Annotated in this window: 16 protein-coding genes and 4 tRNA genes; 2 read left to right on the top strand and 18 right to left on the bottom strand. The window is 65.8% G+C overall.

The features are described from left to right. Nucleotides 1-14: 14 nt before the first annotated feature. Together FS388_RS10990 and FS388_RS10985 are read left to right on the top strand one after the other, a co-directional pair. Nucleotides 15-740 carry a TIGR02206 family membrane protein gene (locus tag FS388_RS10990; RefSeq protein WP_146341996.1) on the top strand — a complete coding sequence of 242 codons (726 nt, stop codon included), beginning with the start codon at nucleotides 15-17 and terminating at the stop codon, nucleotides 738-740. Then, nucleotides 691-1,923 carry an aminotransferase class I/II-fold pyridoxal phosphate-dependent enzyme gene (locus FS388_RS10985; protein WP_246836198.1) on the top strand — a complete coding sequence of 411 codons (1,233 nt, stop codon included), beginning with the start codon at nucleotides 691-693 and terminating at the stop codon, nucleotides 1,921-1,923. The genes FS388_RS10990 and FS388_RS10985 overlap by 50 nt, the downstream gene beginning before the upstream one ends. 1 nt (nucleotide 1,924) lies before the next feature. Here FS388_RS10985 and FS388_RS10980 read toward each other — a convergent pair whose 3' ends face one another. The 18 genes from FS388_RS10980 to pyk form a co-directional block, all read right to left on the bottom strand. Beyond that, complete coding sequence (locus FS388_RS10980; protein ID WP_146341447.1) at nucleotides 1,925-2,845, bottom strand: DMT family transporter; 921 nt, start codon at nucleotides 2,843-2,845, stop codon at nucleotides 1,925-1,927. Between the two features lie 50 nt (nucleotides 2,846-2,895). Continuing rightward, nucleotides 2,896-3,744, bottom strand: a complete 849-nt coding sequence (locus FS388_RS10975) for an alpha/beta fold hydrolase (protein WP_146341446.1) — start codon at nucleotides 3,742-3,744, stop codon at nucleotides 2,896-2,898. Between the two features lie 228 nt (nucleotides 3,745-3,972). Then, nucleotides 3,973-4,048 (bottom strand) — tRNA-Glu (locus FS388_RS10970). Between the two features lie 64 nt (nucleotides 4,049-4,112). Beyond that, nucleotides 4,113-4,185: transfer RNA gene (locus tag FS388_RS10965), tRNA-Glu, on the bottom strand. 42 nt (nucleotides 4,186-4,227) lie between these two features. Next, nucleotides 4,228-4,299, bottom strand: a tRNA-Gln gene (locus FS388_RS10960). 70 nt (nucleotides 4,300-4,369) lie between these two features. Then, entirely contained in the window at nucleotides 4,370-5,908 is a 1,539-nt protein-coding gene (gene gltX, locus FS388_RS10955; RefSeq protein WP_146341445.1) for a glutamate--tRNA ligase, read from the bottom strand. 74 nt (nucleotides 5,909-5,982) lie between these two features. Continuing rightward, nucleotides 5,983-6,747 carry a fumarylacetoacetate hydrolase family protein gene (locus FS388_RS10950; RefSeq protein WP_146341444.1) on the bottom strand — a complete coding sequence of 255 codons (765 nt, stop codon included), beginning with the start codon at nucleotides 6,745-6,747 and terminating at the stop codon, nucleotides 5,983-5,985. A 32-nt stretch (nucleotides 6,748-6,779) separates the two neighbouring features. After that, a complete protein-coding gene (locus FS388_RS10945; RefSeq protein ID WP_146341443.1) occupies nucleotides 6,780-7,853 on the bottom strand; it encodes a branched-chain amino acid aminotransferase in 1,074 nt (357 codons plus the stop codon). A gap of 33 nt (nucleotides 7,854-7,886) precedes the next feature. After that, nucleotides 7,887-8,960, bottom strand: coding sequence for a 3-isopropylmalate dehydrogenase (locus tag FS388_RS10940; protein ID WP_146341442.1), 1,074 nt, complete (start codon nucleotides 8,958-8,960; stop codon nucleotides 7,887-7,889). Nucleotides 8,961-8,965: 5 nt separating this feature from the next. Continuing rightward, nucleotides 8,966-10,567: a methionine--tRNA ligase gene (metG, locus tag FS388_RS10935; protein ID WP_146341441.1), complete on the bottom strand. Its 1,602-nt coding sequence runs from the start codon at nucleotides 10,565-10,567 to the stop codon at nucleotides 8,966-8,968. Between the two features lie 11 nt (nucleotides 10,568-10,578). Continuing rightward, a complete protein-coding gene (serA, locus tag FS388_RS10930; RefSeq protein ID WP_146341440.1) occupies nucleotides 10,579-12,168 on the bottom strand; it encodes a phosphoglycerate dehydrogenase in 1,590 nt (529 codons plus the stop codon). Beyond that, nucleotides 12,165-13,193, bottom strand: a complete 1,029-nt coding sequence (gene ilvC, locus FS388_RS10925; RefSeq protein ID WP_146341439.1) for a ketol-acid reductoisomerase — start codon at nucleotides 13,191-13,193, stop codon at nucleotides 12,165-12,167. Before ilvC ends, serA begins: the two co-directional genes overlap by 4 nt. Nucleotides 13,194-13,249: 56 nt before the next feature. After that, nucleotides 13,250-13,768 carry an acetolactate synthase small subunit gene (ilvN, locus tag FS388_RS10920; RefSeq protein ID WP_146341438.1) on the bottom strand — a complete coding sequence of 173 codons (519 nt, stop codon included), beginning with the start codon at nucleotides 13,766-13,768 and terminating at the stop codon, nucleotides 13,250-13,252. Next, on the bottom strand, nucleotides 13,768-15,672 hold the full coding sequence (locus FS388_RS10915) for an acetolactate synthase large subunit (RefSeq protein WP_146341437.1): 1,905 nt from the start codon (nucleotides 15,670-15,672) through the stop codon (nucleotides 13,768-13,770). The genes ilvN and FS388_RS10915 overlap by 1 nt, the downstream gene beginning before the upstream one ends. A gap of 256 nt (nucleotides 15,673-15,928) precedes the next feature. Continuing rightward, entirely contained in the window at nucleotides 15,929-17,680 is a 1,752-nt protein-coding gene (gene ilvD / locus FS388_RS10910) for a dihydroxy-acid dehydratase (protein ID WP_146341436.1), read from the bottom strand. A 107-nt stretch (nucleotides 17,681-17,787) separates the two neighbouring features. After that, nucleotides 17,788-18,411 (bottom strand): ANTAR domain-containing response regulator, encoded by a 624-nt coding sequence (locus tag FS388_RS10905; RefSeq protein ID WP_146341435.1) that lies wholly within the window; start codon nucleotides 18,409-18,411, stop codon nucleotides 17,788-17,790. Between the two features lie 34 nt (nucleotides 18,412-18,445). Continuing rightward, nucleotides 18,446-18,526: transfer RNA gene (locus tag FS388_RS10900), tRNA-Leu, on the bottom strand. A gap of 83 nt (nucleotides 18,527-18,609) precedes the next feature. Beyond that, nucleotides 18,610-20,148, bottom strand: a complete 1,539-nt coding sequence (gene pyk, locus FS388_RS10895; protein ID WP_146341434.1) for a pyruvate kinase — start codon at nucleotides 20,146-20,148, stop codon at nucleotides 18,610-18,612. Between the last annotated feature and the right edge of the window lie 145 nt (nucleotides 20,149-20,293).

Below are 20,293 nucleotides of genomic sequence, written 5' to 3'. Positions count from 1 at the left end.
GACTGAAGTGTGTGATGTTCGGAACTGCGCACCTCATTCTTCTGGGCCTCGCTGCTGTGTGCGCAGCGATGACCCTCTGGGGCGTGCCGAAGCTGACCCGCCCCGATGTGGTCTTCCGGACTGCCGGTTGGCTTCTGCTGGTCCTGTCGGTGCTGTACACAGTGTGGCGCCTGCTGCCGGGCCAGTTCAGCTGGGACGGATCTCTTCCGCTTCACTTCTCGGACGCTCTGAGGTTCATCTGTGCCGTGGCCCTGCTCTCGAGGCCCCGCTGGGCGGTGGCGATCGCCTACTACTGGGGTCTGACGCTGAACTCACAGGCGCTGCTCACTCCCCATCCGAGCATGCTGGGGGGCGTGTCGGTGAACATGATCTTCTACTGGGTTCTGCACATTGCGGTGCTGCTGGTGCCTCTGGCGCTTCTGCGCTGGGGCTGCCGACCGAGCTGGCGCGATTTCGGCACGGCGTACGCGGCAGCGGTGCTGTGGACTGCGCTGGCCATGCCGATGAACCACCTGCTGGGGACCAACTACGGCTTCCTGAACCGTCCGCCGGAGGGGGGTTCGCTGATCGATCTGCTGGGCCCGTGGCCGGTCTATGTCGTGTGGCTCGCCGTCTTGGCTGCTGTGCTGTGGGCCGCCATGACGTGGCCGTGGACGCGCAGGAGGGAGCAGCCCGTCTACGATGAGCTGGATGTCTCAGCCACCATGGATGCGCGCAGCCGCAGGCGCAAACGTATATGACCAAGAGTCCGGCCGCGTGCTGCCCACGATCTACGAACGGACGACGGCTCTCGGGCAGCAGCATGGGGCGGTGAATCTCGGCCAGGGCTTCCCGGATCAGGAGGGTCCGGCGTGGCTGCGGCAGCTGGCAGCTGAGGCGGTCGGCACCGACGCTGGGCCGTCGAATCAATACCCTCCGGGGATGGGCTTCCCGTGGTTCCGGGAGGCGGTGGCAGACCATCAGCGGCGGTGGTACGGGGTCGCATTGGACCCGCAGACCCAGGTGATGCACACCACGGGCGCAACGGAGGCGATCACCGCCTCCATCCTGGCCTTAGCGGAGCCCGGCTCTGAGATCCTCACGTTCGAGCCGTTCTACGACTCCTACGGAGCTGTCGCCGCATTGGCGGGGGCCGAGCTGCGGACGGTTCCGCTGCGGGCCCCGGGGTTCCGCCCGGACACGGCAGCTTTGGAGGCAGCCGTGACGGCGCGAACGTCGATGATTCTGGTGAACACGCCCCATAACCCCACGGGGACAGTCTTCACCGAGGCGGAGCTTGAGACGATCGTGGACATCGCGCGCAGGCATGATCTGGTCGTCATGGCGGATGAGGTCTACGAGCATCTGGTGCTCCCGGGCGCGGACTCTTCGCACCGCACGATCCTCAGCATCCCCGGAGCTGAGGAGGTCGCCGTGGCAGTGGGCTCAGTCGGCAAATCGTTTGCGGTCACCGGATGGAAGGTCGGATGGCTGACAGGAAGCGCGGACCTGGTGAACCGCGTGCGGGGAGTCAAGCAGTTCCTGAGCTTCTGCTCGGGACCTGCTTATCAGTTCGCAGCGGCGGAGGGCCTCCGAGATGACCATGGGTTCTTCGCGCAGAACAGGGACGCTCTGGGGGCTGGCCGCGATCAGCTCACGGAGGGGCTGGCGGGTGCAGGGTTCGCCCCGTTCGCGGCGGAGGCGGGCTATTTCGTGCTCGCCGACGTCCGGCCGGTCACGGACCTGACGGCCGCAGAGTTCGCCGTCCAGCTGGCTCAGGAGGCCGGCGTCGCAGCGATTCCGGTGTCTTCGCTGACGCTGCCCGCCACCCAGCAGGACCGCGGCGACGAGCTCAACCACCTGCTGCGATTCGCATTCTGCAAACGCCCGGAGACGTTGGCAGAGGCGTTGAACAGGCTGGCGTCCTGGAGCAGCAGCCGCTGAGTCATACGGCGCGGCGCCGGTGGCGCAGCTGAGCCAACCCCACCCCGGTGAGGCAGATCGCACCTCCGATCATGGCCAGAGGCGGGGGCACCTCCCCCAGCGTCACCAAGGACATCAGGATGACGACCGCAGGGACTGCCAGCGACGCCGATGCCACCCGACCGGTGGGGAACCGGGTCATCGCATAGCCCCAGAACCAGAATCCCAGGGCGCTGGGCCCGATACCCATATACACTGCCGCCCATACGGTGGCCGCTGAGATCTCTCCTATGCCTGCCGCGGCCGCCGGGGCGAAGGGAAGCAGGGCCACCGTCCCGGCGAGCGCTCCGAGCCATGTGGTGGTGAGCGGATCGAGGTCCCGCAGGACCATCTTCTGCAGGAGCATTCCTGCGGCATAGAGGATCGCGGCCCCGAAGGCGAGCACCAGACCGGTGACAGCCAGCTGGCCCACTCCCCCTGCCACGCCGATGAGCGCGATGCCGGAGAGGGAGATGATCATGCCCGCGAACAGGGGGCGGCTGAACGCCTCTTTGAAGAAGACGACTGCGCCGATTCCGACGATGAGCGGCGCGAAGTTCACCACGAGGGCTACGGTGCCTGCGTCGAGGTAGTGGCCTGCCCAGTTGAACAGCAGCGTGTAGAGCCCGAACCAGAGCGCCCCGAAGGCCGCAGCGAAGCCCAGGGCGGCTCGTGTGGGTCTGGGGGGCCGGCCTCGGTGCACGATCAGAGCCAGGACGGTGAGCGTCAGCGACGCTGCGATGAGCCGGATGAGGGCGAACGGTCCGGGGTCGATGCTGGGAGCGGCCCAGCGGGTCACGACGAACGTCGAGGCCCACATGAGGACGGGCGCAAGGATGGCCAGCAGAGGCAGGATGACACGCGGCGCCGCTGGGGCGGTCGCGGTGGTGGAGGCCTGGGTCACGCTTCATCTTCGCATTTCCGTGGACGTGACCAGGCCCCCGCCGCGCGGACCTATTCGCCGAGGAAGGTCGTCAGTGCCGCGTTGAACTCCTGCGCATGGGTGGCGTTGAATCCGTGCGGCGCCCCGTCGATGACCTGCACCGTGCTGTGGGGCACGGCTTCGTGGGTGCGCTTGCCGGACCCTTCGAAGGGAACGATGGCATCCGCACCGCCGTGGAGGACGAGGGTCGGCACCGTGACAGTCCTGAGGTCATCGCGGAAGTCGGTGGTGCCGAATGCGCCCATGGCTTGGAGCGCCGCGGAGTGGTCGGCCTGGCGGCACTGCGTGATGGCCTCGTGACGCACCGGTTCGCTCACCATCGGCTCCGCACCTCCGGCAGGTGTGAAGAAGTCACGGGTGAACTGGTCGAAGAATGCCTCCGAGTCAGCCTCAAGCTGCTCGGACATCTGCTGAGCAGTCGCTTCGTCGAGCGGCCCCTCGGGGTTCTCCTCCGACTGCATCATCATCGGGGTCACAGCTCCGGCGAACACGATGCTGTGCAGTCGCTGCTGGCCGTGCCGCGAGACGTATCGGGCGACTTCGCCTCCGCCCATGGAAAATCCGACGAGGGTGACGTCCTGGAGGTCCAGCTCATCGAGAAGTCCGGCAAGATCGTCCGCGAACGTGTCGTAGTCGTACCCTCCAGCCGGCTTGTCGCTGCGGCCGAAGCCGCGACGGTCGTAGGCGATGACTCTGTAGCCGGCCCCGGTCAGGGCCTGCTTCTGGTTCGACCATGCGTCGGCGTTCAGCGGCCAGCCGTGGATGAGCACAAGGGGGCGGCCCGGGCCGCCGGTGTCCTCCACGTGCACGCTGACATCCTTCAGGCCGAGGAGCCGTGTGTTGACTGCTGCTTCTGACATGGCATGGTCCTTTCCGTCGAGGAGGTGACCCCTCGCACACTACGGAGAGCGCATCTGTGCCGGCTGGACACATAGGTGGAGGATCCTGATCAGCTGCGGGCGCGCCGGTCGATGGTGGCAGCACGCTGCGGAGTACGGTCTGAAGCATTGCGTGAGTGCGAAGATCGGGTGGGTCAGCCACAACGAAAATGCCAGGCCATCGAATCAACGATGTCCTGGCATTTCTGGTGGTGACCCCAGCGGGATTCGAACCCGCGTTACCGCCGTGAGAGGGCGGCGTACTAGGCCGCTATACGATGGGGCCCTATGCAATTTGATATCACATGGCTCGGCCCCGGAGCTTTCACTCCGAGGCCTGCGCCGCGCGGTGACCCCAGCGGGATTCGAACCCGCGTTACCGCCGTGAGAGGGCGGCGTACTAGGCCGCTATACGATGGGGCCGCAATATGTGATTCTTTGGATACTTCTAAAAGAAATAATCCGCTGGGCTACTAGGACTCGAACCTAGAATAACGGTACCAGAAACCGCCGTGTTGCCAATTACACCATAGCCCAATGCTGTGCGATCTCCGTCGCGCAACAGCACTGAAGTCTACCGGAAGAGCTGAGCGAAGCACAACTCGACTCAGCGGGCCTCCACCATGCCGCGGAATCGGGCCAGCCGAGCCATCGAAGACTCCTTGCCGAGCAGCTCCATCGACTCGAACAGCGGCGGGGAGACCTTTCGACCAGACACCGCAGAGCGCACCGCACCGAAGGCCTTGCGAGGCTTCAGGCCCAGGCCCTCCACCAGCGCCTCGCGCAGGGTCTCCTCGATGCCCTCCGTCGCCCACGCGGAGCCGTCGAGCCCATCGAGGGCTCCGGATGCCGCATCGAGCGTCTCGAGAACAGCATCCTTCTCTCCCAGACCGCTGAACGCCTTATCCTCGACCACCAGAGACTCGTCCGGCCGGAAGAGGAACGCCATCATGTCGGCCCCCTCGGACAGCAGAGCGATCCTTTCCTGCACCAGCGGTGCCGCCCCATCCAGAATGCGTCCCTGCTCCTCGGTCAGGTCCTCGCCGACGAGGCCATCGGCCTGCAGGTAGGGAACCAACCGGTCACGGAAGTCCCCGGGCTGCAGCCGACGAATATGGGTGCCGTTGATCGCCTCCGCCTTCTTCGAGTCGAAACGGGCCGGATTTCCCAGCACATCCTTGACATCGAAGTGCTCGACCAGCTCGTCCACTGTGAAGATGTCCTCATCCGCCGAGAGCGACCATCCCAGCAGCGCCAGGTAGTTGAGGAGCCCTTCGCGGATGAACCCGCGATCCCGGTGATGGAAGAGGTTGGACTCGGGATCACGCTTCGAGAGCTTCTTATTGCCCTCGCCCATCACATAGGGCAGATGGCCGAAAGCAGGCATGTGCTTCGCCACGCCCACGGCGTGCAGGGCTCGATACAGAGCGATCTGACGCGGTGTCGAGGACAGCAGGTCCTCGCCCCTGAGCACGTGGGTGATCTCCATCAGTGCGTCGTCGACGGGGTTGACCAAGGTGTACAGCGGTGCGCCGTTGGCTCGCGCCACCACGAAGTCGGGCGAGGAGCCCGCCTGGAACGTGATCTCCCCGCGCACCAGGTCCACGAATGAGAGGTCCTCGTCGGGCATCCGCAGCCGAAGGACCGGCTGACGACCCTCCGCGCGGAATGCTTCCTTCTGCTCCTGCGTCAGGTCCCGGTCGAAGTTGTCGTAGCCGAGCTTGGGGTCGCGGCCAGCCGCCTGGTGCCTCTGCTCCACCTCTTCGGGAGAGGAGAAGGACTCGTAGACGTGCCCGGCCTCCACCAGCCTGCTCAGCACGTCCTGGTAGATCTCGCCGCGCTGGGACTGCCGGTACGGCCCGTGGGGCCCGCCGGTCTCCACACCCTCATCCCAGTCGATGCCCAACCAGGAGAGCGCCTCGAGCAGCTGCTGGTACGACTCCTCCGAGTCGCGGGCAGCATCGGTGTCCTCGATGCGGAAGATCATCCGGCCGCCGGTGTGCCGCGCATACGCCCAGTTGAACAGTGCCGTGCGGATCAGCCCTACATGCGGGGTGCCCGTAGGCGACGGGCAGAAACGCACCCGAACCGGTGTCTCAGCATCCACAGCGGGGATATCAGAAGGGGCGGGCACAGGTTTGCTCATCACAGTTTGAAGCTCCTAAACAAGAAGAATTGCAGCGGCACGGCGAGGCGAGGAGGTCGGACTGGCGAGGGCTCTCATCGCCGGAACATGTTGCGAAGCGTTCCGATGCCTTCGATCTCGCCCTCAAATGTGTCTCCCTCAGTGAGAAGGCCAACACCGGCGGGAGTGCCGGTCAGGATCACGTCGCCGGGCAGCAGGGTCATGGCCTGCGAGATGTAGGAGATCAGGAACGGTACGTCGAAGACCATGTCCGCAGTGGTGCCGTCCTGCACGGTCGCACCGTTGAGGCGGCCGGAGATCCGGAGATCCGAGGGGTCCAGCTCAGTCTCAATCCAGGGGCCCAGAGGCACAGAGTTGTCGAAGCCCTTGGCGCGTGCCCACTGACCGTCCGTGCGCTGAGCGTCGCGGGCAGTCACGTCATTGGCGACCGTGTACCCGAAGATGACCTCCGGCACGCGCTCCTCCGGGACCTCCTTCGCGATCCGGCCGATCACGACGGCCAGCTCCACCTCATAGCTCACCTCTTCCGTGAAGGCAGGCATCGTGATGGGCTCTCCGGGGCCGGCCACAGAAGTGTTGGGCATCAGGAAGAGCATCGGCGAGGCGGGAAGCTCGCTGCCCATCTCCTTCGCGTGATCCTCATAGTTCCGGCCGACCCCGACCACTTTGGAGCGAGGGAGCACCGGTGCGACCAGCCGCACGTCGTCGACCTGGTGGACGTTGCCGGTGGGGTGGACCCCGCCGTACAGCGGGTCACCCACAAGCTCCGTCAGGGTGTCATCTTCGTTCAGCAGCCCATATGAGGGCTCATCGTTGACCACAAATCGGGCGATACGCATAGGTTCAGCCTACCGCCCGCAGAGCAGAGAAATCAGGCGAGACGGTGCAGCCACCCGTGACGGTCCTCCACAGTGCCGCGCTGAATGCCCAGGAGCTCTTCGCGCAGGCTCATGGTGACGGAGAAGTCTCCCTGCATGGTGATCGTCCGGTCACCGTCGAGAAGCTCTCCGATGGGGGTCACCACCGCTGCGGTCCCGCAGGCGAAAGCCTCCGTGATCGTGCCGTCCGCGGCGCCCTCGGCCCATTCGGACAGCCCGACGCGTCGCTCCTCCACGCTGAAGCCCCGGTCCTTCGCCAGCTGGATGATCGAGTCGCGGGTGATGCCCTCAAGAATGGTGCCCGTGAGCTCCGGTGTGATCAGCGTGCCGTCGCTGCGCACGAGGAAGACGTTCATGCCTCCCAGCTCCTCCACCGCATTCTCGTGGAGAGGGTCGAGGAAGAGCACCTGGTCGCAGCCCTTGTCGATGGCCTGCTTCTGCGCGACCAGCGAACCGGCATAGTTGCCTCCGGTCTTCGCCGCACCGGTCCCTCCGGGGGCAGCGCGCACGTAGTCCCGCGTGACCCAGATGCGCACCGGGCGCAGCTTGCCCCCAAAGATGTTCCCGGCCGGAGATGCGATGACCCGGTAGCTGAAGGTCTGGGCTGGGCGGACACCCAGGAACGGCTCATCGGCGAACAGGAACGGCCGCAGGTACAGAGACTCCCCCTCCCCCGTCGGAACCCATGCCTTGTCCTCTGCGACCAGCTGCTCCAGCGACTCGACGAACGTGGAGACCGGCAGCTCCGGCAGCGCCATGCGTGCGGCGGAGCGCTGAAAGCGCAGAGCGTTCTGGTCGGGACGGAACGTGTACACGCTGCCGTCGTCGTGCTTATAGGCCTTGAGGCCTTCGAAGATCGTCTCCGCGTAGTGCAGGACGGCCGCCGCGGGGCTCAGCTCCAGATTCCCGTAGGCCTCCACCCGGTGGTTCTGCCATTCGCCGTCCGCCCTCCAGTCGACCACAGCCGTGTGGTCGGTGTAGGTGGTGCCGAAGCCCGGGTCCTTGAGGATCTCGACGATGCGGTCCTCAGGGGTGGGGCTGGGGTGCGGGACGAGTTCGAAGGTCATAGCGGACTTCCTCTGGGGGTGGCGGGCGGGTTCTCAGGCGGTGCGGCGGCGCAGCTTCTCCACGAAGGCATCGCCTCTCCGGCTGGTGGTCAGGTCGGCTGCGCTCTGCGCGGCCCACTCCGTCAGCTGCTCATTGACGGCTGACTCTATGCGCTCGGCCGGCTCTTCCATCCCGAGGTGCTCCAGCATCAGCTTGGCCGAAAGCACAGCTGCCGTGGGGTCTGCGATCTGACGGCCGGCGATGTCAGGAGCGGATCCGTGCACGGGCTCGAACAGGGAGGGGAACTCCCCCGAGGCGTTGATGGACCCGGAGGGCGAGAGGCCGATTCCGCCGGTGATGGCACCGGCGAGGTCGGTCAGGATGTCGCCGAAGAGGTTGTCGGTGACGATGACGTCGAAGCGCTGCGGGTTGGTGACCATGTGGATGGTCGCGGCGTCGACGTGCATGTAGTCCCACGTGACCTGCGGGTGCAGGGCGGCCACCTCCTCAGTCAGTCGCTGGTAGAGGCTGCCGGAGTAGGTCATGACGTTGGTCTTGTGGACCATCGTTACGTGCCGGCGGCGACCCTCGGCCCGCTCGAAGGCGTCGGCGATGACCCGCCGGACGCCGTGGGCGGTGTTCACCGAGACTTCATTGGCGATCTCGGCGGGCGTGCCGCCGCGTAGGGTCCCCCCAGTCCCGGCATAGGGCCCTTCTGTGCCCTCACGGACCACCACAAAGTCGAACGGCTCATCGGACGCCAAGGGGGTGGCCACCCCGGGATAGGTCCGGACGGGACGCAGGTTGATGTAGTGGTCCAGGCTGAAGCGCAGCTTCAGCAGCAGCTCGCGCTCGATCAGCCCGGAGGGGATCTCTGCGCTGCGGGGGTCGGCGCCGACTGCACCGAAGAGGATCGCATCATGCGACTTCAGCTGCTCCAGACTTTCCCGCGACAGGGCCTCGCCGGTGGCGAGCCAATGCTCTGCTCCCAGCGGATACTCGGTGTAGCTGACCTCTATGGGCTCCTGCTCGAGCGCCGCGTCGAGGACCTTCTTGGCCTCTGCTGTGACCTCCGGACCGATTCCGTCGCCCGGGATGACTGCAATGCTGAACGTCTGCTCCGCCATGATTCTCACTTCTCCTCTTCGTGTCGGGGGAAGATCGGCTTCGGCTTGCTGATCGCCGTGCCGGGCTTCAGCCGCTCCCCGAAAGCGGCGAAGGATCGGGGTCCTTCATTGGACGCATTCGTGCGGCCCGCGTCCCCGTCCCCTTCCACGCCCAACGCGTCCAGCAGCTGCGCGGCCGAGTCCGGCATCACCGGCTGGGCCAGCAGCGCCACCCGGCGCACCACCTCGGCGGTGACGTAGAGGACGGTGCTCATCCGGGAAAGATCCGTCTTGGCCAGCTGCCATGGCGCCTGGTCTGCGAAGTAGGCGTTGGCCTCTCCGAGCACGAACCATGTTCGCTCAAGAGCCCGGTGAAAGTCCTGGGTCTGGTAAGCCTCCCGGGAGAGCGGCAGCAGAGCCTGGGCCTGCTCCAGGATCGCCTCGTCAGCCTCTGCGAATGCCCTGGGCTCAGGGACGGCACCCTCGCAGTTCTTGACGATCATGCTCAGGCTGCGCTGGGCGAGGTTCCCCAGGTTGTTGGCGAGGTCGGAGTTCTTGCGCCCGACCACCGCGTCATGGGTGTACGAGCCGTCCTGGCCGAAGGGGAACTCGCGCAGCAGAAAGAACCGCACCGCGTCGAGTCCATAGGTCTGCACCCACGCCTCGGGGGCCACCACGTTGCCGACCGACTTGGACATCTTCTCGCCCGCGTTGTGCAGGAAGCCGTGGATCATGACTCGCTTGGGCAGATCCAGTCCCGCGCTCATCAGGAACGCCGGCCAGAAGATGCAGTGGAACCGTGAGATGTCCTTGCCGATGACGTGAACGTCTGCGGGCCAGAACCTGCTGAACGCGTCCGATTCGGTGTCCGGGAACCCCACGCCGGTGAGGTAGTTCGTGAGCGCATCGACCCACACGTACATGACGTGGTCCAGGCTGGTCTCGGCCTCAGTGAGATCCTTGGGCACCGGAACGCCCCAGTCGAAGGTGGTGCGCGAGATCGACAGGTCGTCCAACCCGTTCTCGACGAAGCGGATCACCTCGTTGAATCGGCTCGAGGGTCCCCCGAAGCCCGGATTGGCGGCGTAGAAGTCCAGAAGCGGCTGGGCGTACTTCGACAGCCTGAAGAAGTACGACTCCTCCTGGGTCCACGTGACCTCCGTGCCGGTCTCAGAGGCGTAGCGAACACCGTCCTCTCCCACATGGGTCTCATCGTCGGCGAAGAAGCGCTCGTCACGCACCGAGTACCACCCGGCGTAGGTGTCGAGGTAGATGTCGCCCGCCTCCACCATGCGCCGCCAGATCGCCTTCGACGCCTCATAGTGGTCCTCGTCCGTGGTCCGGATGAACCGGTCGTAGGAGATGTTCAGCACCTCGTCGTCGACATGCTTGAAAGCCGCCGAGTTCCTTGAGGCCAGCTCGAGGGGCGTGATGCCCTCCTTGGACGCTGACTGCTGCATCTTCTGACCGTGCTCGTCGGTGCCGGTGAGGAACATCACCTCGAAGCCGTCGAGCCGCTTGAACCTGGCCATCGCATCCGAGGCGATGTACTCGTAGGCGTGACCGATGTGCGGCTCCCCGTTGGGGTAGCTGATTGCGGTGGTGATGTAATAGGCGGGCTTGGACATCCGTCTCTTTCTCAGTCCTCGAGGTTGACTTCGGCTGCCAAGGAGGCCTGCACCTCGTGGGCGATCTCGTCGAGCACCCCGGAGGGCAGGGCTGCGTCAATGGCAAGCACCGCGAGCGCACGGCCCTCCTTGGTGCTCTGGGAGACCTGCATGCCCGCGATGTTGATGCTGTGCTCGCCGAGAATCTTGCCCAGCGATGCCACGACGCCCGGCCGGTCTGCGTATTCGAACACCACCAGGTGATCCGTCAGCGTGACCTCGAGGTCGTAGCCGTTGATGCCGACGACCTTCTCGACCTGCCGCGTGCCCGTCAGCGTTCCTCGGACTTCGAGGTTGGTGCCTGAGGATGTCGCAGCGCGCACTGTCAGCGCGTTGCGGTAGTCCTCCACCTCAGTGGTCGTCGAAAGACGAGTGGAGATGCCGCGCTGCTCGGCGAGCACCGGGGCGTTGACGTAGGACACCGGCTCGGTGACCACATCCGTGAAGACGCCTTTGAGCGCCGCCAGCTGAAGAGCGGTGACGTTCTTCTCGGCGATCTCGCCGGCCGCCTCCGTCTCGATGTCGGTGAACGCTTCGGTGGACAGGGCCGCAAGGACCCGGCCCAGCTTCTCGATCAGCGGGATGCCCGGACGCACCAGCTCATCGATCGCGCCGCCTGCGACATTGACCGCATCCGGCACGAGCTCGCCGGCGAGGGCGAGCCGCACCGACTTGGCCACTGAGACTCCCGCCTTCTCCTGCGCCTCCACAGTGGACGCGCCCAGGTGCGGGGTGACGACGACGTTCTCATGGTCGAAGAAGGAGAGCCCGGTCGCGGGCTCCTTCGAGAACACGTCGATGGCCGCTCCGCCGATCTCTCCGGCGCGCAGGGCCTCATCCAGCGCCTCCTCATCCACCAGTCCGCCGCGAGCGACGTTGACGACGAAGGCCGTCTCCTTCATCTTCGCGAAAGCGTCCCGGCCCAGCATCCCGATGGTCTCGGGAGTCTTGGGCATGTGGATGGTCACCGCATCCGAGGTGGCCAGCAGCTCGTCGAGCTCCACAAGCTGGGCCCCGAGCTGGTGCGCCCGGGCGGAGGTCACGTAGGGGTCGTAGGCCACGATCTCCATGCCGAAGGCAGCCATGCGTTCGGCCACCAGCCCGCCGATGCGACCCAGGCCGATGACGCCCAGGGTCTTGTCCTGCAGCTCCAGGCCGGTGTACTTGGAGCGCTTCCACTCGCCCCCCTTCAGCGCCTGATGCGCGGGGGAGATGCTCCGGGCCAGTCCCAGAATATGGGCGCAGGTCAGCTCCGCGGCCGAGACGATGTTGGAGGTCGGCGCGTTGACGACCATCACACCCGCCTCCGTGGCCGCCTTGATGTCCACGTTGTCCAGGCCCACTCCTGCCCGGGCCACCACCTTGAGGCTCTTCGCCGCAGCGAATACCTCGGCATCGACCTGAGTGGCAGAGCGGACCATCACAGCCTGAGCATCGGCGATGTCGGTCAGGAGCCGGTCCCTGTCGGCGCCGTCCGACTGGCGAATCTCGAAGTCGGGCCCCAGCGCCTCGACGGTGGCTGGGGAGAGCTCCTCAGCGAGGAGCACGATGGGCTTGCTCATCGCTTGGTCTGGCCCTCCTGGTAGTCGTCCGCCTGGTCGCTGATCCAGCTGAAGAGCTTGCGCAGCTCACGGCCCGTGGGCTCGATCGGGTGAGATTCGTTCTTCTCCCGCAGCTTGGCGAACTCCGGGCCGCCGGCCCGCTGGTCGTCCATGAACCGCTGCGCGAAGCTGCCGTCCTGGATGTCCGCCAGGACGGCCTTCATGTTCTCCTTGACCTCGGGGCTGATCACACGGGGGCCGGAGACGTAGTCGCCGAATTCGGCCGTGTCAGAGATGGACCAGCGCTGCTTGGTCAGGCCGCCCTCGACCATGAGATCAACAATGAGCTTCAGCTCGTGCAGGACCTCGAAGTACGCGATCTCGGGCTTGTAGCCGGCCTCGGTCAGCGTCTCGAAGCCGTACTGCACCAGCTGCGAGGCGCCGCCGCAGAGCACTGCCTGCTCGCCGAAGAGATCAGTCTCGGTCTCCTCCGTGAAGGTGGTTTCGATGACCCCGGCGCGGGTGCCGCCGATGCCCTTGGCGTAGGCCAGAGCGAGGTCCTTCGCGGTGCCGGTGGCGTTCTGCTCCACAGCGATCAGGGCAGGGACGCCGCGACCAGCCTCGTACTCGCGCCTCACCACGTGACCGGGTCCCTTGGGGGCGACCATGGCGACGTCGACGTTCTCCGAGGGCTTGATGAAGCCGTAGCGGATGTTGAAGCCGTGGGAGAAGAACAGGGCGTCGCCGTCCTGCAGGTTGGGCTCGACATCCTCGGCGAACACCTTCTCCTGGTGCTGGTCCGGAACCAGCATCATGACGATCTGGGCCGTCGCTGCCGCCTCTGCCGGCGTCGCGACCTTCAGCCCCTGCTCCTCTGCCTTGGGCCGTGACGACGACCCTTCCTTCAGGCCGACGACGACGTCGACGCCGGAGTCGCGCAGCGAGAGTGCGTGTGCGTGGCCCTGCGAGCCGTAGCCGATGACGGCCACAGTCTTCCCGGAGAGGACCGAAATGTCAGCGTCGTCGTCGTAGTAGAGGTCAGCCATGGGGATATCTCCTCGATCAGTGATTCGGTTCGGAAAAAAGAGTGCGCCTCCGCACTCTAGCGGAGGGCTTTGTCAGCCATCGATCTGCCCCCGCGTGAGATCGCCAACGTGCCCGAGCGAACGATCTCCCGGACGCCGAAGGGCTCCAGCACGCTCAGGAGCGCATCGAGCTTATCGGCGGCTCCAGTGGCCTCCACGGTCAGCGACTCGTGAGAGACGTCGATGATGCGGGCGCGGAACAGCTCCACCGCCTGCGTGACCTGCAGCCGCGCCGCGGCATCTGCGCGGACCTTGATCAGCAGGTGGTCGCGCTGGACCGAATTGCCCGGGTCCAGCTCGACGATCTTGATGACGTTCACCAGCTTGTTCAGCTGCTTGGTGATCTGCTCCAGAAGGTGCTCATCGGCATCCACCACCACCGTGATGCGCGAGAGGCCGTCGACCTCCGAGGGCCCTACCGCAAGCGAGTGAATGTTGAAGGCCCGGCGGGCAAAGAGGCCCGAGACCTTGAACAGCACGCCGGGAACGTCCTCGACGAGCACCGAAAGGGTGTGCCGCTTCGTCTCATCCGCCATCAGTCGTCCTCTTCCTCAAAGTCCGGGGTCATGTTCCGCGCGACCTGGATGTCTGAGTTCGACACACCGGCCGGCACCATAGGCCACACCATCGAATCTCGAGAGACCACGAAGTCCACGACCACAGGACGATCGTTGATGGCGTTTGCCTGCGCGATCACCTCGTCGATGTCCTCCTCCCGCTCGCAGCGGAGGCCCACGCAGCCGTAGGCCTCGGCAAGCTTGACGAAGTCAGGCACCCGCACGACCTCGTCGCCCGCGTCGTTGGTCGAGGTGTTCAGGTGAGTGTTGGAGTAGCGCGACTCGTAGAACAGGGTCTGCCACTGGCGCACCATGCCGAGCGAGGAGTTGTTGATCACCGCGACTTTGATGGGAATGCGGTTGATGGCACACGTCGCCAGCTCCTGATTGGTCATCTGGAAGCAGCCGTCGCCGTCGATGGCCCACACGGTGCGGCCGGGCTCACCCACGGCTGCGCCCATGGCTGCCGGCACGGCATAGCCCATGGTGCCCAGGCCGCCGGAGTTCAGCCACTGACGAGGGCGGTCGTAGCTGACGAACTGCGCAGCCCACATCTGGTGCTGGCCAACACCGGATGCGTAGATGGCCTCCGGTCCGCTGGCTTCGCCGATCTTCTTGATGATCTGCTGAGGCGCGAGGCCTCCGTCCTCCGGCGCGGTCCAGCCCAAGGGATAGGTTTCACGCAGGCGGTCGATTCTGTTCCACCAGGGAGACAGGTCCGGACGATGCGCATCCAGCTCCTGCCGCAGAGCGGCGGTGAGGTCCGGGATGATCTCCTCGAGGGAGCCCACAATGGGCACGTCCGCGTGACGGTTCTTGGAGATCTCTGCGGGATCGACGTCTGCGTGAATGACCTTCGCCTCCGGCGCGAAGCTGTCCAGCTGCCCCGTGACCCGGTCATCGAAGCGCGCACCGAGAGTGATCAGCAGGTCCGACTGCTGCAGCGCCGCCACCGCAGAGACCGTCCCGTGCATGCCCGGCATGCCCACGTGCAGGGTGTGGGAGTCGGGGAAGGCGCCCCGTCCCATGAGAGTGCTGACCACCGGCGCGCCCAGCAGTTCGGCGAGCTCCCGGAACTCCTCGTGAGCCTCGGCCTTGATCAGGCCGCCGCCGATGTAGAACACCGGCTTGTTGGAGGCTGCGATGAGTTTGGCGGCTTCGCGGACCTGCTTGCCGTGGCCCTTGGTGACCGGTTTGTAGCCCTGCAGCCCCATCTTGGGCGGCCAGGAGAAGGTGGTGCGAGCAGACTGGGCCGATTTCGTGATGTCCACGAGCACCGGTCCAGGACGCCCTGAGGAGGCCAGGTGGAACGCCGAGGCGAGCACGCGTGGGATCTCGTCAGGGTCCTGCACGAGGTAGGTGTGCTTGGTGATGGGGGCGCAGATGCCGGCGATGTCAGCCTCCTGGAAGGCGTCCGTTCCGATGACGGAGGCGTTGACCTGCCCCGTGATCGCGACCATCGGCACTGAGTCCATGTGGGCATCGGCGATCGGCGTCACCAGGTTGGTGGCACCCGGTCCGGAGGTGGCGAAGCAGACCCCCACCTTCCCGGTGGCCATGGCATAGCCTTGAGCTGCGTGGCCGCCTCCCTGCTCATGGCGGACCAAGATGTGGTTGACCTGCTCGGAGTCCATGAGCGGGTCATAGGTGGGAAGGATGGCGCCGCCGGGAATGCCGAAGACGTCGGTGACGCCGAGCTCTTCGAGGGAGCGGATGATGGACTGGCTCCCGGTCACGGCCTCAGGCGCTACGCTGCGCCCGGGGCCGTACAGTCGGTGCTCGGCGGTGGTGATGCGGCGCCGTCGCTCCTCACGGGTTTCGGCACCGCTGTGGGGAGAGGCTGCTGCCGGTGCTGCGGGCCTGGCATCTGATGCAATGCTCATCTCATCTTCCCTGTCATTCGTCGCTGCATGGGTGGGGCTGGGCTCAGCACAGACGAAACCCCGGCGTGCAGGGGCTTCCCTGTGCCGGGGCGGATGGTTGCGTACGCAGTGTGCGGCAGTAACCAGTCAGTGCCCGGCGGGGGCGATGACGGGTACCGCTACTAGTTCGCTGCGCATAGAAACCATCGTTCTCCGACGTGTGACCTATGTCAACCCTGTGAGAGTCGTCTCACCATATGGAATTGCGCGGCGAGGTTCAGCCGCAGGAGGCTCCCTCGGCCGCAGAGCGCACCAGCTTCGCGTACTTGCCCAGCACACCCGTGGTCACGTACGGAGGCAGCGGCTTCCAGTCGGGCGCTGCCATCCGCTCGGCGAGAACCGACTCCCCGACCTGCAGATCGATGGTGCGGCCTGCGATGTCCACCCGGATCCGGTCACCGTCGGCGACGTAGGCGATAGGCCCGCCGTCCACAGCTTCAGGGGCTATGTGCCCGATGCACAGGCCGGTGGTGCCTCCGGAGAACCGCCCATCGGTGATGAGCAGCACGTCCTTGCCCAGACCGGCGCCCTTGATGGCACCGGTGACGGCGAGCATCTCACGCATGCCCGGACCACCCTTGGGCCCTTCGTAGCGGATGACCACCACATCCCCGGCCTGGATCTCACCCTCATCCAACGCCTTCAGTGCGGCCTGCTCACGCTCGAAGACGCGAGCGGTGCCCTCAAAGACCTCCGCATCGAAGCCGGCAGACTTCACCACGGCGCCCTCGGGGGCCAGTGAGCCGCGCAGCACCGCGATGCCCCCATTGGGGTGGAGGGGGTTGTCGAGATGGCGAATGATCTTTCCGTCGATGTCCGGAGGACTGATCGCCTCCAGGTTCTCTGCCACCGTTCTGCCGGTCACGGTCATCGCGTCTCCGTGGAGCAGCCCAGCGTCGAGAAGCGCCTTCATCACGACCGGCACCCCGCCGACCTTGTCCACGTCAACCATGACGTGCTGGCCGAAGGGCTTGAGATCTCCCAGGTGCGGGACTTTGTCTCCGATGCGGTTGAAGTCCTCCAGCTCGAGACCCACACCGGCCTCCGAGGCGATCGCCAGCAGGTGCAGCACCGCGTTGGTGGAGCCGCCGAATGCCATGGTCACGGCGATGGCGTTCTCGAACGCCTTCTTCGTGAGGATGTCGCGAGTGGTGATTCCCTGCCGCAGCATCTCGACAACGGCCTCTCCTGAGGCGCGCGCGTAGGCGTCCCGCCGACGGTCTGCTGACGGCGGCGCCGCAGAGCCGGGAAGCGACATGCCCAGTGCTTCGCCGATGCAGGCCATGGTGTTCGCGGTGTACATGCCGCCGCAGGCACCTTCGCCGGGGCAGATGGCACGCTCGATGACGTCGAGGTCCTCTTCGCTCATGGTGCCGCGTCCGCATGCGCCGACCCCTTCGAAGGCGTCGATCAGGGTCACTTCCTTCTCGGTTCCGTCCTTGAAGCGTGCAATGCCCGGCATGATCGAGCCTGCGTAGAGGAACACGCTCGCAAGGTCGAGGCGCGCTGCTGCCATCAGCATCCCCGGCAGGGATTTGTCGCAGCCGGCAAGGAGCACTGATCCGTCCAGCCGCTCGGCATTCATCACCGTCTCCACGGAGTCCGCGATCACCTCGCGCGACACCAGTGAGTAGTGCATGCCCTCGTGTCCCATCGAGATGCCGTCGGACACGCTGATCGTCCCGAACTCCATGGGGAAGCCGCCTCCGGCGTGCACACCCTCCTTGGACGACTTGGCCAGTCGGTCCAGCGACAGGTTGCAGGGAGTGATCTCATTCCACGAGCTCGCGATGCCGATCTGCGCCTTGGACCAGTCATCATCGCCCATGCCTACGGCGCGGAGCATGCCACGGGCCGGCGCCCGGGTGTAGCCGTCGGTGACCTGCCAGGAACGCGGCTTCTCCGGTGAGGAAGGGCCTGTCACAGGCTGGGGCGGGGTGAATCGGGGCTGATCAGTGGGTGCGGACATGACCACGATTCTATGCGGGGATCCGAACCGCTGCAGTGCACCCCACGCCCGTCTCAGTATTCGAGTGCGGGCCCCGGCGGCGGTTCGGAGACTTCGGACGGCGCGGGTCAGCCCATCTGGTCGACGACGGTCTCAGCGACCTCGCGCATCGTCAGACGACGGTCCATGCTCGTCTTCTGGATCCAGCGGAAGGCCTCCGGCTCGGTCAGATCCATCTTCGTGGTGAGCAGCGATTTGGCGCGCTCCACGAGCTTCCTGGTCTCGAACTTGTCGCTGATGTCAGCGACCTCGTCCTCCAGCGCGCGAATCTCTTCGAAACGGGCGACAGCCACCTCGATGGCCGGTATGAGGTCATTCTCTCCGAAGGGCTTGACCACGTAGGCCATCGCCCCGGCCTCCCGGGCCGACTCGACGAGGTCCCGCTGGGAGAAGGCCGTGAGCATCAGGACGGGGGCGATGCGGCCCTCCGCGATCTGCTTGGCGGCGCTGATGCCGTCCATGACGGGCATCTTGACATCCATGACGACGAGGTCCGGCTGGTGCTCCCGCGCAAGGGCGACCGCCTTCTCCCCGTTCTCCGCCTCGGCAACCACCTCGTACCCGGCGCCGGTGAGGATCTCGACGATGTCGAGCCGAATGAGCGTCTCGTCCTCAGCGACCAGCACACGGCGACGCCCACCGTCTGCGGGGACGGCGTCGGCTTCGGCGTCGTGCTGATTCTCTTCAGTCAAGGTGCTCCTTCATCGGGGCGTTGCAATCGGTCTGTGCCCGAAGTGGGACTCGAACCCACACACCAGTGGTACTCGATTTTGAGTCGAGCGCGTCTACCAATTCCGCCATTCGGGCCGGCAGCGGGCGGCCTATGAGCCGCCCAGCCGCTCCATCTTAGCTCTCCTGCGCCGCGGGCACAGAATCAATCTTCCGCACTTCTAGAGCGCTGAGTGCGCAGAGTGCGCCGATGCGGCGCTCTGGCTGGGCCAGGGACCCACAGGCTCACGAGCCGGCATCACGTCTGCGTCACCGCGCCGCAGCGCGTCGATGTTGGCGCCGCCGTCGGGAAGATCGCCGATCTTGTGCACCTTGACCATGTTCGTGGTCCCGGCTTGGCCTGGAGGGGAGCCGGCAGCGATGACCACCAGGTCCCCCACCTCCGCAACGCCCTCTTCGAGGAGCTGCTTGTCCACCTGTGAGGTCATGCGGTCGGTGTGCGAGGCGAACTCGACCCATCGCGGCTGCACCCCCCAGGAGAGGGTCAGCGTGTTCTGCGTGTGCTCCACGTGTGTGAAGGCGAAGATCGGCTGCCGGGGGCGAAGGCGGGACAGCCGCTGGGCAGAATCGCCGGAGCGCGTGAAGGTGGCGAGGTATGCCACGTCCAGCTGCTCGGCGATCTCGTTGGCGGCCCGGGTGATCGCTCCGCCGCGGGTCTTGGGCTTGGTGCCCAGTTGGGGGATGCGGTGGAGGCCGCGCGCTTCAGTGGTCTGAATGATGGAGCTCATGGTCTCCACGGTGCGGACCGGGTACTTGCCGATCGAGGTCTCGCCCGAGAGCATTACGGCATCGGCTCCGTCGAGGACTGCGTTGGCGCAGTCGGAGGCCTCGGCGCGGGTGGGACGAGGGCTCTCGATCATCGATTCCAGCACCTGGGTGGCCACGATCACAGGCTTGGCCCACCGGCGAGCGAGCTCCACGGCACGCTTCTGAACGACCGGCACCTCCTCGAGAGGCAGCTCCACGCCCAGGTCGCCGCGGGCAACCATGATCGCGTCGAAGGCGTCGATGACATCCTGCAGGGCGTCGACGGCCTGCGGCTTCTCGATCTTGGCGATGATGGGGACGTAGCGGCCCTCCTCCTCCATCACCTGATGCACTGCTTCGACGTCGGCAGCGTCTCGCACGAAGGACAGCGCCACCATGTCGAAGCCGGTGCGCAGCGCCCAGCGCAGGTCCTCCTCGTCCTTCTCCGACAGTGCCGGCACCGAGACGGCCACACCGGGAAGGTTGATGCCCTTGTTGTTCGAGACGGGACCAGGAACGGTCACCTCAGTGATCACGTCGGTATCGGTGACCTCAACTGCCCGCAGGGCGACCTTGCCGTCATCGATCAGCAGCGTGTCACCCGGGGCCACATCGCCCGGCAGCTTCTTGAACGTCGTCGAGCAGCGCTCCTGTGTGCCTTCGACGTCCTCCGTGGTGATCGTGAACCGATCTCCCTCGCCCAGCTGATGAGGGCCGTCTGCGAAGCGTCCCAGGCGGATCTTGGGGCCCTGCAGGTCCGCGAAGATCCCCACTGCCCGGCGAAGATCCTTCGACACTTCGCGAACGGTGCGGTAGGTGTCCTCGTGCACGTCGTAGTCCCCGTGGGACATGTTCACGCGGACGACGTCGACGCCGGCCTCGATCAGTTGGCGGGTCTTCTCATATCCGGCGGTGGCCGGGCCGAACGTGGCGACGATCTTTGCGTGTCTCATGCCTCACCTTTCAAGGGGTCGGTCAGTCAGGTTGAAACTGGCACGACACCACGCTGTGTCAGGTCCAGACAGGCTGAGCCTACCGCAGAACGCAAGGGGCAGGGAGGCACATCCCGGCGCTGCAGATCGGCGGCGGCCGAGGCAG

The organism is Nesterenkonia sp. NBAIMH1, from assembly GCF_007922635.1.
Lineage (GTDB): Bacteria > Actinomycetota > Actinomycetes > Actinomycetales > Micrococcaceae > Nesterenkonia > Nesterenkonia pannonica.
Note: the sequence above shows the minus strand (reverse complement) of the source record. Positions and strands in the feature narration are given on the sequence as shown.